General features: G+C 33.1%; 8 protein-coding genes, 1 tRNA gene and 2 pseudogenes. 5 read left to right on the top strand and 6 right to left on the bottom strand.

The window, feature by feature from the left end; translation table 11 throughout:
- Window positions 1-9: 9 nt before the first annotated feature.
- Window positions 10-4539: a hypothetical protein gene (locus CAI20_RS00025; RefSeq protein ID WP_246111605.1), complete on the bottom strand. Its 4530-nt coding sequence runs from the start codon at window positions 4537-4539 to the stop codon at window positions 10-12.
- A gap of 465 nt (window positions 4540-5004) precedes the next feature.
- On the opposite strand from CAI20_RS00025, the gene murD reads away from it, so the two are divergent.
- Both murD and CAI20_RS00035 read left to right on the top strand, forming a co-directional pair.
- On the top strand, window positions 5005-6360 hold the full coding sequence (murD, locus tag CAI20_RS00030) for a UDP-N-acetylmuramoyl-L-alanine--D-glutamate ligase (RefSeq protein ID WP_012481852.1): 1356 nt from the start codon (window positions 5005-5007) through the stop codon (window positions 6358-6360).
- Between the two features lie 18 nt (window positions 6361-6378).
- Window positions 6379-6969, top strand: coding sequence for a COQ9 family protein (locus CAI20_RS00035; protein ID WP_007301970.1), 591 nt, complete (start codon window positions 6379-6381; stop codon window positions 6967-6969).
- 383 nt (window positions 6970-7352) lie between these two features.
- Here CAI20_RS00035 and CAI20_RS00040 read toward each other — a convergent pair whose 3' ends face one another.
- Entirely contained in the window at window positions 7353-7535 is a 183-nt protein-coding gene (locus CAI20_RS00040; RefSeq protein WP_007301971.1) for a hypothetical protein, read from the bottom strand.
- 204 nt (window positions 7536-7739) lie between these two features.
- Here CAI20_RS00040 and CAI20_RS06860 point away from each other — a divergent pair.
- A pseudogene (locus CAI20_RS06860) lies at window positions 7740-8680 on the top strand (IS5 family transposase).
- Between the two features lie 224 nt (window positions 8681-8904).
- The gene (locus CAI20_RS00060) at window positions 8905-9195 is read left to right on the top strand and encodes a hypothetical protein (RefSeq protein WP_007301973.1); all 291 of its coding nucleotides are present in this window, start codon (window positions 8905-8907) and stop codon (window positions 9193-9195) included.
- Here the strand turns inward: CAI20_RS00060 and CAI20_RS00065 are convergent.
- The 4 genes and pseudogenes from CAI20_RS00065 to CAI20_RS06865 all read right to left on the bottom strand — a co-directional run bounded on the left by CAI20_RS00065 (window position 9192) and on the right by CAI20_RS06865 (window position 11375).
- Window positions 9192-9620, bottom strand: coding sequence for a hypothetical protein (locus CAI20_RS00065; RefSeq protein ID WP_007301974.1), 429 nt, complete (start codon window positions 9618-9620; stop codon window positions 9192-9194). The genes CAI20_RS00060 and CAI20_RS00065 overlap by 4 nt on opposite strands.
- A gap of 138 nt (window positions 9621-9758) precedes the next feature.
- Window positions 9759-9830, bottom strand: a tRNA-Gln gene (locus CAI20_RS00070).
- A complete protein-coding gene (cutA, locus tag CAI20_RS00075; RefSeq protein ID WP_007301975.1) occupies window positions 9821-10156 on the bottom strand; it encodes a divalent-cation tolerance protein CutA in 336 nt (111 codons plus the stop codon). The genes CAI20_RS00070 and cutA overlap by 10 nt, the downstream gene beginning before the upstream one ends.
- 278 nt (window positions 10157-10434) lie before the next feature.
- A pseudogene (locus CAI20_RS06865) lies at window positions 10435-11375 on the bottom strand (IS5 family transposase).
- 259 nt (window positions 11376-11634) lie between these two features.
- Here CAI20_RS06865 and purH point away from each other — a divergent pair.
- The gene (gene purH / locus CAI20_RS00095; protein WP_007301976.1) at window positions 11635-13155 is read left to right on the top strand and encodes a bifunctional phosphoribosylaminoimidazolecarboxamide formyltransferase/IMP cyclohydrolase; all 1521 of its coding nucleotides are present in this window, start codon (window positions 11635-11637) and stop codon (window positions 13153-13155) included.
- Window positions 13156-13229 lie beyond the last annotated feature (74 nt).

Genomic DNA, 13229 nt, shown 5'->3' on the forward strand with positions numbered 1-13229 from the left:
ACATAACTCCTACCTATTTTGTTGTCTACTTACTGCTGGTTCCACAGATGGCTGATCTATATTAGTGCTACATTCTTTTTGAAAAAAAGATTCAAGAAAATCCATCGTTGTCTTATGATTACTTTCTGACTCTCTAATTCTTTTTTCATTGTTTGAGCCTTTTTCTTTTACTTTTTGTTCTCTGGATTTATTCAAGCTTTCATAATTTATAGTAATTTCTTTTTCTTCTTCTTTTAGAAACCCAGCATTTACCAAATGTTCTTTACAGAGTATCAACTCATAACTACCCTTATTATCTTTACGTGCAGTTCTACCCTTAATCTGTGTTTCTTCTTTTATATCAAGTGAAAAGGATGTCTGTATAACATGCACCCCGCCGCTATTTTCTACAGCAACACTAGACTTAAAATCAACACCACGACCCATACCTCTTGTTGCTAGCGTTATTGTTTTTGCAATACCTGCCTCATCGATGTACTTTTCTTTGGTATGCTCTTCCGTATTTTCTGTTAATATGTGTAAGCGATCAAATTTACCGAAGAATTTTTCTTTAAACTTTCTTATTTCTACATCTGTATCAAAAAATATTAACACTGATTGTCCTGAACCAACCTTAGAGTTTGCACGATTAAAAATTTTACTGAGCCATTCTTCTTCTGAGTCTTGGGATATAAAATCTCGACTTGAATCAAATTGCAAATGAGAATCACCAAAAAATGATGGCATGATGGAATTTTCATTGATGTTATAAGATTCTCTTACTGCTTTTTTTTCATGGTCATTTAGTGTAGTCAAGGTACCACTCACTCCTAAGATAAGAGGATATTTCTCAGGCAATTCTGCATAAGACACTTTGCCACAGTCTATATTCAAATACCCATAATTTTTACAATCAAAGTCTTTTTTCTTTAACCTAAAGTAATTAAATACGTTGTAATAGCTGCAATAAGTGAAAGTGGAATAAAATCCATCGTCTCTTCTATAACTTATGATTCCTTTATCGTTAATTTTATAGTTGTTAATGTACCAGTCTTGATCACTTCCTTTTGTAACACGTATTGCAGCATCAATCATTTCCTCTAGATGTTCTTGATAGAGAGACAGATTAGTATATTCTTTTTTAATAACCACATTATCTTTTTCTTTCAAAAGATAGTATTTTCCAGGTTTAAATAAAAATTTATTAAATTCTTTAAAATCTTGATTTCTTTCTCCTATCTTTTTCTTAATGAATTCTTCTACCTCTTTCAAAATAGTACTTTTTTCATAATTTTTGCTGGCCATTTCCCATATTTTTTCCTGAATACTATCTAATGCTGGAATTCTTATAGTATTACATGCACCATAAGTATTCCCATAGAATTGATCAGAAAAGAAAACATCCACTTCATCTATTAAAAGAGTAGTATTACTGATATCCTCTTGCTTTATCTGTCCAGATTGCTCCACGCTATGATTTAAAATACGGCCTTCAACTAATTCTCGCAACCCTTGCTTCTTGCCATTTACCTCAAGCTTTATCACTTCATTTGCCATCTCTTCAAATGTACCATAAGTTATCTTGTGACGAATACCAAATTTCCTAAAAAAGCTGTCAAAATCTTGTTGATCTCGAGTTGCTAAGTATTCACTGTAACAAACAGTCCTTACCTTATGACCCATCAATGCTAATAGTGAAGATAGCAACCCTAATACGAGCGATTTGCCTTGTCCTGTCAAGACTTGCGCAAGATGCTTATCAACACTTTTAGAGTCTTTATCAACACTTAATAACCGCAAAATGCACAATATTTGAATACAATGTGGCTTTAAACTTTTTCCTGTACTTGCAATATCTTTTGATTCTTGTATAGACCACATAGCCGCTAGCCCAGCAAGAAGATCAGGTAAAGTTTCTTTCTTGAATGTTAAATCCCACTCATGGATTTTAATTTCTTTAGATTGCTTCTTTACTTCTTTAGTAATAAAATCGATCTTATCTTGATAGCTTTTGCCGGAAGTCTCTTGTATATAAGAATTAAATTTTTCTAAGTATCTATTATAGCAATCTCTTAGTGCTTCTACTGTGCTGTTGCTGTTTTCTTTTCTATATAGCTCTAAAGCTTTGTCTATATCAATCTCATCTTGTTTTCTTAAATACCAAAAAGATTCCCCTATGATACCAATTCGTTTTTTAAAATCCTCATAAGATATGCTATTCTCTACTACAGAAATAAACGGCTTTGTACTTTCTTCTTTGAATATATCGAAAGACACGTAGTTAGGTTGCTCCTTTAGATAAAGAAAAGATTTCTTAATTGCTGACAGTAACTCACTTGCTGCACTCAAATTATCGTCATCAGACCATTTTTTTTGCTCAAGTAAATTACTTACACTATTTAATAGATCTTGAGTGATTTCAATTAAGTAGTGATTAGGGATATTATCCTTATATTTTTTGATGAAATTTTCAGGATCTAAAACCTTATATGAATTTTTATCTTTATTGGCTACTTCTACTTCAGTTAAGTCATTATTAGTTCCTTTAATAAACCAACTGAATTCTATACTATTTAAATCCTCTAAAAACTCATTAAATGATCTAAAGTACTTAATTAACTCTTGTGATTTTGCTTTTTGATCAAGTACAGTACTTGCAATATTAAGTAATGTTTGACGTATTTCTTCCATGTCTTGCTTGAACTTCCCATAAGGAAATTTATCAGGAATTTTTTCTAAAATAGATTCCCTATTCTTCCAATACTCATTATATACATCTACCAAATCTCTAAAATCACCAGATTGTTTATCTAAAAACGCCTTCTTAATAGATTCTATTTGTTTTGTTAGAATAGTTTGATCAATTACTGAAATCTCTTTTGAAAGATAAGGACTTGTTTGTGCTATAAATCTTATAACATTATGTGTTGCTATTCGAAATGACTCATAATGATCACCTTCTGTGTTTTTAATAAAATCCATATAGCCTTGTATGAGAGGTTCAAATAACTTTAATTCTTTTTCGGAAAGCAGATTAGTAATTGCACTGTCAATAATATATATCCATGCTAAGCGCTCTTGAGATATGGATGATAACTCATTATTGCCAAATAAATTGGAAACAGAGTTTTTTATACGTTGCAACCACGTTTCATCACCAGGGTCCTGTAACGATTTAAGTTTGTATTCAAATTCTTTTTTGTCAGAATAATAACCGGGCTCAAAATGTTTCATTAGTGTAAAGATAAAGTGATATTGCTGTTCGAGAGAGCGGTTTAGAGAGGAAGTTAATGGCCAATTTATAGTTTGTATTAAGCCCCATTTTCCTTGACCGTCTTTTTTCAGTAGATCATTAACAGAAATATCTGTTTTACTACTAATCTCTAAAATTAGCTCCTGAAAGCTCTTACAAAGATAAAAATACATAGGATGAGTTAAAGGTGTAAAACTTTGTGAAGAAGCAAGTTTCCCTAGTGCTTCTCCCCTCATTTCCTTTATCCTTTTAAATAAAGCATTCCATGAATCACCTACAAGATCCAGGAAAGGTTGCTCACTCATCATATCAACAAGATCTGCAAACAACTCCATATCTTTATTACTGATATAAAATACCGATTTATCATGCAAGTCAGATAAATGATCTACCATAACAGATGGAGCCATTACAGAAATAGACCAAAGATATTTGTCATATAAGATACTTCCGTGATTATTTATTCCATCTTTACAGATTTGTTGTAATCCTGTCAGCAAATCCCTTGTATAAAATTGATCAACTCGAGAAAACTCTTTCTTTCTTATATTCAGAGCTCTTTCTCTATTAAGCAATTGTTGACTACTACTATTTGTCTCGCGTGAAATGTTCTGATTATTAACTACATCATCTAATATCGATATATTACTAGAGAACTTTCTCCAATCTTCTAATCTTTTAGAAAACTGAAAAAGATCCTCTGCATACTCAAGATTATCTGCAGTTTTACCACTTCTATCCTGCAAAAACTGTTTAAATTGTTCATAAGCTTTATCCCTGTTATTTAATAATTCATCTTCTATAATTTTAGTAATTTTAAGCTTTTCAAGAAAATTTCGTTTTATATCTATAGGATGCCCAGCAAAATCTAACTCTTCAATCTTGTTGAAGCTTACTCTTGCAATAAAGTTTTCCTGATCAAAAGTAAATAAATAACCTGGACTTTGCTTCCTAATATAAACTGTTTTATTATTATGTGGATGAGTAAATTGACACGAATCTAGTTCTATCAAATGATTGTTCTTCCATTGTCCCTCTATATATCCATTTTCACCAAATGACTTCCTTGTTCCCTTATTTTCATTAAAGCTACTTTGGCCAACTTTTTTAGATTTGCCGTCTTTCCAAGTATGCTGCTTAAAATGTGATACAGTAGGAATAGACTCCAGGTCAGAATCACTTTCACAAGATATAGAAGATCTCTCAACCTTATCACTAGCATCACAGTACTCCTCATCAGAGGAATTAGCTGAAAAAGACAGCAAATTCTGACTTACCTGCTGACTATTAGAATTTCCTACGTGCATAATACCCCCTATAAAGAATTATCAATATTCTTAATTTAAGATATTTTTTTCTTTGAAAAGAGGCAAGAAAAATTTTATATGTCGATAAATAAGGTTCTCAAAACACGGTGTTTTTTTCCAAAATTTGTTGATTGAGTTATGGTGGTTGAAATAGCAAACTAATTAAGTTGCTTCGTCCAGCGCTCTCTTTTAGTTAATTATTGTTTTTTCCTTATAAAAATTTAGCTTACCTTTTACATCTAAATAGCTAACAAAATTCGGCCTTTTATAGATGAGTAACCCTCTAGGAATTATCTTCTTGAATTCTATGATATTATTTTTTGTAACATTGTTATACATATCATGGCAAGGGAGTTGGCAAAATGTGTCAAGGAGTTTTCTATTGGCTAAGGTTGTGACAATAAAGTTAAGCACTGCCAAAAACTATGGAAGAAGTCATTATAATTTGTATTATATCTTTATAAAATGGTTCGCATAAGTTATCTAGAAGTGCAACTAAACAAATACAAAAATCAAAGTGTTGCGGTTTTCGGCCTTGGTAAAACTGGTTTGTCCGTTATTAATGCTCTAACAAAAAGCAGTGCAAAAATATATGCATGGGATGATAATAAAGAGCAAATAGCAAATGCAAAAAAGATATATAAAGAGTGTAACTTTACTCATCCCAATGAGTATAATTGGCATGAGATAAGCACACTAATTTTGAGCCCTGGAGTGCCAATACCAACGCATTGGGTAGTAAAACTTGCAAGAAGCTTTGACTGCAAAATAAAATCAGACATTGAGCTATTTCTTGAAACTAAAACTACAAATCAGAAGGTTATAGGCATTACAGGAACAAATGGCAAATCAACTACCACATCACTAATAGGGCACATATTAAAATCCACAGGGAAAAAAGTAGCTATCGGTGGGAATTTAGGTATGCCTATTTTGGATTTAGAAAGAGATGCAGAAATTTATGTAATTGAATTCTCCTCTTTTCAATTGGAGCTAATGAATGAAATTAATGTGGATATTTCTGTATTGCTTAACATCACACCAGACCACATAGATAGACATGGAAGTATGAATAACTATATAGCAACTAAACTAAAATTGATAAACGGTAGCAAGATTGCCGTGATAGGATGTGATAACAAAATTACCTCTGATGTATTCAATAAATTCACTGGGAACAAAATTCCAATCTCAGCTTCGATGTCACCCTCTTTGTCATCCCAGTGCCTAGGCACTGGGAAACTAGAGAATCATAGCTTATCAGTAAGCGACGTGAAAATAAACCTAGTATCCAATGTAGAAAATATAGTAGCTGCACACGCTGTGTGCAAGTTACTTGGAGTAGATAGCAGCACTATTGTCAATGAAATCAAATCCTTTCCAGGGCTAAGACACAGAAATGAATTTCTTGGCAAAATACATAATGTACTTTTTATCAACGATAGCAAAGCAACCAATGCAGAATCGACCGAAAAGGCAATTTTATCTTATAAAAACATATATTGGATTGTTGGCGGAAAAAGCAAAAAAGGCGGAATAGAATCATTAAGCAAGCATTTCACCAAGATTAGAAAAGCTTTTCTTATTGGAGAATCAACTGAAGTTTTTGCAAACATTATGGAGAACAAAATAGATTATATGAAGTGCTATAATCTAGAAAACGCATTTAAACTGGCTTTTGAAGAGGCCATAAATAGCAAAGAAGAAGTAGCGATATTACTTTCTCCTGCATGTTCTTCTTTTGATCAGTGGAAAAATTTTGAAGAGCGCGGTGAAGCATTTTGCAGAATGTTTGCAAATCTCAGGTACAATTATATGTGATGTTTAGTATAATATTGTATGGAACAAAAGTTAATAGTAGATGAGCTGATTAAGGTTATTCCATTTGAAGGAATAAGTGATGCAACCTTATTGAAAGTGTGCACGAACCTTAACCTAGCCAATAGTTTTTGTAAATTTCAGAATGGAATATATAGTGCTTTGGAGTACATAGCAGAGGACTTAAATAGCTCAATGGAAACTGAACTTTGGAATTCCAATTTAGAAGATATGAAGGTAAGAGAGCGGATAAAGTTAGCTGTCCAAATACGCCTTTCAAACTATGCTAAGTTACAAAATTACAGAGAGTTTTTAAAAAATGTTTTATCATTCTCTATATTACCCCAAAATACATATTTTTCTAGTAAACTCTTGTACAGAACTGTTAGCGCGATTTGGTATGGCATTCATGATCAATCAACAGATTTTAACTACTATACAAAAAGAGCAATATTAGCTGGAGTGTACTTAAGTACGATACTTTTTTTTATCAATGATTATTCAGAAGATTTTGCAGATACCCTGTCGTTTCTTGACAAACGTATCAACAATGTCATGACATTTCAAAAGTTTAAAACCCGTTTGAATAGAATGGTAAGAAACTTCTTATAGCCTCTTTACTTATACGAGTTACTCGTATTTATACCTAAAGCTGCCTTGATTTTTATGTTAAGATAATTGAACATCCACTAACAGTGAGCTTAACAAAGAACTTGATTGAAAGCAATACATTAAAAAGTAGTTTTGCTGGAAACTTGAAGTAGACAGAATTGATACACATAAAGCTGATCCATGTACAAAAGTATCTGTTAAGATACACGACTAATGCTGTGTGATCCATAGAGGTTATTACAATAAGAATGTAAGATCAAATAGAAATTTGGATTTGCAGTAGTTTATAGACCTTATTACAACTGCAAAGGATAAATTAATTAGTAATGGATTTTAGGTTAAACTACGTCTGAGTTGGATAAAACTATACAAAATGACTACTTTTAGCAGCAAACATTAGAGCAGTTTTTCCAAGAGCAGTTTTTTTCATAGTCAAAATGAGGTAGACTAAGAGTACTAACTACATAATTAACACCTGCGTTTGCTATTTCTACTAAGTATTTTACTACATCCAAGTGACCTGCTTGAGCAGCATCAAGTAAAAAGAGTGGAGCAACTATCTCCATGAGGCTTCTTTTGCCTTTTTTTGCTTGCTTAATATTTATAGCTAAAGCTTCAGGGTGTCATTTCAGTGCGTGACGCAGAGATGTACGGAGATTGAAGATCAGTGCTTGACACTGGAATGGCTTTGTTGCACCACTCAAGGAAAGAACAGGCAGTTACTGATGGAATTTGTTATAAAATAGATATTTAGCCGACAAAGGAAAAATATGCCAATAAGAATGAAAGTCAGTAACTGCAATGAATATAACAAATTTCTTCAAGAAAGGGGAAATGTTTTTCATTATATCAACGATGCCATTGAAAATTGGTACGAAAATAGTCCAAAAGTAGCAGGTGGCAACAATGTCTACAGCGACAAAGTAGTGATTCTAATTCACATAATAACCTATCTATTCAGGATTGGTCTTAGGCAAACAGTGGGATTTATAGAGAAATATCTTGAGCAAATAGGGAAAATTTTGCAAATTATCAGCTATTCGCAGGCTTCAAGAAGGTTTAAAAAGCTTAATATCAAAATCAACGACTGCAGAGTTGATAAGAACGATATGGAAGATATTGAAATTGCTATAGATAGTACAGGTATCAGCATCTACAATAATATTCCAGGCCATAGTAAGGCAAATGGTACAGATAGAAAGTATCGCCGCTATGAGCAAACAAGATGTAATGCTAGAGATAGGTAGTAAAAAAGTTATAGCTGCAAAATACAGTAGTGGAGTTTATTCCGACCACTATGGAGCCTGTGATCTTATTGAAAGAGTGGATACCAAGTATAACATAAGCACGATATATGCAGATAGATCGAAAGAAGTTATACAAACTGTGCGATGAGCTTGACATAAAGACAAGGATTCCTCCGCAAAATAATGCAGTAGAGCATCCAAAGTTGGATTATATGAATGAGAGAAATTCTACAATCAAGCTCATAAAGTCATATGATGAAGATGGTATGAAGAGGTGGAAAAAAGAGATAAATTATTGGAAGAGATCTTATATAGAAAGTTTTTTCTCGCGACTGAAGCAAATATTTGGATTTAGTTTTAGGAATAAATCTGAGATTAATCGTGAGAAGGAACTGCTACTCAAGTGTTATTTGCTTAACAAATTTACTGAAATAGGCATGGCTAAGTTTGATATGGCTTCATGAATTTATTATACATTACCCACTATCCGAAGAGCTGTGCAACAAAGCCATCCCAGCTCGGATAACAAGAAAAGAAGCACTGGTTTCACATAGATCTGAACAGATATAATTTCTTAAACATTTATAGCTCACATAAAACCCGGTCTGACTGTCATAAAGGCTACTCATTGCAGCAGACAACTTTCGCACTACTTCAAATTCTAATTTTCAACTTAAAGAGGTACGTAATGTCAAATAACTTCAATTTCAAAGAATTTTTTCACCATCACGAAGCAAATAGCACTTTAGATGATATACAAAGGTACTGCATACTGTGGCAATCAGTGATATCACAGGCAATGATTGATGCAGCAAGTAACTGTAAAAAAACAGAAAGCTTGGTAGAGAAACGTAAAGCAATTTCCTGGCTATCAGACTTCAGTCAAGATTTTGTTGAAACATGTATACTGGCTGATTGCGATCCATTATACGTAAAAAACAAAATACAGCCAATTCTAAAAAAGATAAAGCCCTTTTAATGAGGTTTACCCCTCTCACCAAGAAAAATATCATTTAATCTTTTTTCTATAGCTTCATCTATATCTTGGATTAATAGCTGCTTTATCATATTCACTTTCCGTTTTGCCTCTTGAAGATTATTGTTACCGTAACTGTTCTTATTACTATAACCATAACTACTGCCATTTGGTTTATTACTCATTTTTCTTCTTGTGCTGAGTATCTGAACTATCTTCTCCTTGAAAAAAGACTTCCAGCCTGTGCCAGAAAATAATTTGTAGAGAAAATGCGGAGTAAGAAACGCTACTAATATTCTAATAGAAACTCCATAACCCAAATCATCTCTATTTTCATAATACCATTTTAAATATTGATACAAATGGTAAAATGCATTTTTGAAAGAGCTAAACTCTACAGCATACCAAAAGCCACTGGTGAGAAACATGAGCATAATGCTCGATGTATAAAGATACAGAGTGAAAAGAAATAGCTTGACAACTATATCTTTCAAGCTGCCCAGTATATAATTAAATAACCTTAATTTATAAAAAAGTGATATCATTTCACGCACACTTTAATAAAGCTGGGGTGGAAGGATTCGAACCTTCGCGTGGCGGTATCAAAAACCGCTGCCTTACCACTTGGCTACACCCCAATATTGTTTATATCAATAACATTATTAACCCAATTAGTAAAAGATTTATTCGCTTTTCCTATGGGTATTATCACAACGGCTGGTTGATCATAAGAATGCATTGCCTCGATTTTTTCTACAATCTTATCAGTCTGATCATTCCTGCTCTTCATAATTGCCACTATTTCACAATTACTATTAATTTTACCTTCCCATAAATACAGAGAATTTACTTTGGGAAATATATTTACACATGCAATTAACTTCTCGTTTAACAATTCTTCAGAAATAGTCTTAGCCTCTTTCAGGTTTGAAAAAGTTATATAGACTAAAACTAAGTTGCTCATTAATCGCTACATAAATGCATTTTTACTATACTCTACTTAGATTTATTCATCAAGAGAAAATAGGAGAGACCTCTTCAGTGCTTGACACATAGAAATTGAAGATGTCATTTAGTAGCTCTCCCCTTGTCATCCCAGTAGTTTTCCTCTTGTCATGCAAGTAGGCTATCCAGCCTTTCTTACCAACAAAAACTTAGCATAACTTTTGTTCTCAAAAAATTTCTGGATTCCAGTGGGCTTTGTTGCACAGCTCTTCGGATAGTGGGTAATGTATAATAAATTCATGAAGCTATATCAAACTTAGCCATGCCTATTTCAGTAAATTTGTTAAGCAAATAACACTTGAGTAGCAGTTCCTTCTCACGATTAATCTCAGATTTATTCCTAAAACTAAATCCAAATATTTGCTTCAGTCGCGAGAAAAAACTTTCTATATAAGATCTCTTCCAATAATTTATCTCTTTTTTCCACCTCTTCATACCATCTTCATCATATGACTTTATGAGCTTGATTGTAGAATTTCTCTCATTCATATAATCCAACTTTGGATGCTCTACTGCATTATTTTGCGGAGGAATCCTTGTCTTTATGTCAAGCTCATCGCACAGTTTGTATAACTTCTTTCGATCTATCTGCATATATCGTGCTTATGTTATACTTGGTATCCACTCTTTCAATAAGATCACAGGCTCCATAGTGGTCGGAATAAACTCCACTACTGTATTTTGCAGCTATAACTTTTTTACTACCTATCTCTAGCATTACATCTTGTTTGCTCATAGCGGCGATACTTTCTATCTGTACCATTTGCCTTACTATGGCCTGGAATATTATTGTAGATGCTGATACCTGTACTATCTATAGCAATTTCAATATCTTCCATATCGTTCTTATCAACTCTGCAGTCGTTGATTTTGATATTAAGCTTTTTAAACCTTCTTGAAGCCTGCGAATAGCTGATAATTTGCAAAATTTTCCCTATTTGCTCAAGATATTTCTCTATAAATCCCACTGTTTGCCTAAGACCAATCCTGAATAGATAGGTTATTATGTGAATTAGAATCACTACTTTGTCGCTGTAGACATTGTTGCCACCTGCTACTTTTGGACTATTTTCGTACCAATTTTCAATGGCATCGTTGATATAATGAAAAACATTTCCCCTTTCTTGAAGAAATTTGTTATATTCATTGCAGTTACTGACTTTCATTCTTATTGGCATATTTTTCCTTTGTCGGCTAAATATCTATTTTATAACAAATTCCATCAGTAACTGCCTGTTCTTTCCTTGAGTGGTGCAACAAAGCCATCCCAGTGTCTGGGGACTAGGATGACATCTTTCTTGATCTCTTGTATCACAATGTTCGTACAGCTATGTGCTTGTTAGCGGAATCTACAACGAGATACCGCAGTGGTATGACGTAGTAGCTATATATAGACAAATTTTCTTTTCTTAGATATAATCTTAAGAAACCTTCCATATGAAAATTAAAAGAGCTTTAATATCAGTATACGATAAGACAAATATAATTGAACTTGCATCGTTTTTGATGCAGCAACAAATAGAAATTCTCTCAACAGGGAATACTTATAAAGTGCTATCAGGTGCGGGAATAAAAACGCAAGAAGTTTCAGATTACACACAATTTCCAGAAATACTAGATGGCAGAGTGAAAACTTTACATCCTAAAATTCATGGAGGAATACTCTGTGATCGAAAAAGGCACGAAAAGGAAATGCAGAATCTAGAAATTAAGCCGATAGATCTGCTTATAACTAACTTATATCCATTTTGGAAAACGGTTAATAGCAACTCAAGTGAGAAGCAAATCATAGAACAAATAGATATAGGTGGAGTAGCATTAATTAGAGCTACAGCAAAAAACTTTCATTTCACTTCAGTGATTTCTAGCATTCAAGATTACGAAACACTGAAAGCTGAGATGATCAAAAATAACAATCAGACAACATTAGAATATAGAAAACATCTAGCAACTAAAGCATTTGCTCTGACTGCACAGTATGATTCTAATATTTACAATTGGTTTTTATCACAGGGTAAAAGCAATGAGTTACCAGAGTTTTTTACTTTATATGGATGTAAAGCACAAGGACTCAGATATGGTGAAAATCCTCATCAAAAAGCTGCATTTTATAGCAATCAATTTAGCAAGTATCCACTGGAGAAAATACATGGAAAAGAGTTGAGCTATAATAATATAGTTGACATAGAGTCTGCACTTAACATAATTTCTGAGTTTCAAGAACCTGCAGCAGTGATAATAAAGCACAATAATCCATGTGGCGCTGCTGTTAGTGATAGTGCTTTAAAAGCATATGAAAAAGCTCTATCATGTGATGAAATAAGCAGTTTTGGTGGAATAGTTGCTTTCAATCGGGAGATAGATTTAAAGCTAGCAGAGAAATTAAACGAGATATTTTTGGAAGTGATGATAGCACCATCGGTAAACAATGAGGCACTAAAAATTTTACAAAAAAAGAAAAATTTAAGAGTGATTATTCATCAATCTCTTCAGCAAAATGCAAAATATCAAATCAAAAATGTTGTTGGCGGGTTCTTAGTGCAAGAAAATAATAACCATACAGTAAAAGTAGAAGAAATAAACCGAGTGACAGAATGCACTACAACAAAAAAAGAGAAGGAAGATCTTATTTTTGCTTGGAAAATATGTAAACATGTAAAATCCAATGCAATAGTGATAGCAAAAGACGGTTGTGCTATTGGCATCGGTGCAGGACAAACAAGCAGAATAGATAGTGTGAATATTGCAGTAAAAAAAGCAGGTGAAAAATGTAAAGGCGCAGCGCTTGCTTCAGATGCATTTTTTCCATTTCCAGATAGTATAGTAGAAAGTGCAAAGCATGGAATTACAGCTATAATTCAGCCAGGTGGCTCATTGAAAGATCAAGACGTGATAGCAGCTGCAAATGAGAATAAAATTGCCATGTTTTTCACTGATGTTCGTAACTTTCTCCATTAAGCTTTGTATCCTGTCAAAATTATACCCACACAGGGCTTTGTTGCATAGCAGCTTATAGGTATGAAAATTGTAGT

The sequence above is a fragment of the Wolbachia endosymbiont of Chrysomya megacephala genome (assembly GCF_008245065.1).
Taxonomy (GTDB): domain Bacteria; phylum Pseudomonadota; class Alphaproteobacteria; order Rickettsiales; family Anaplasmataceae; genus Wolbachia.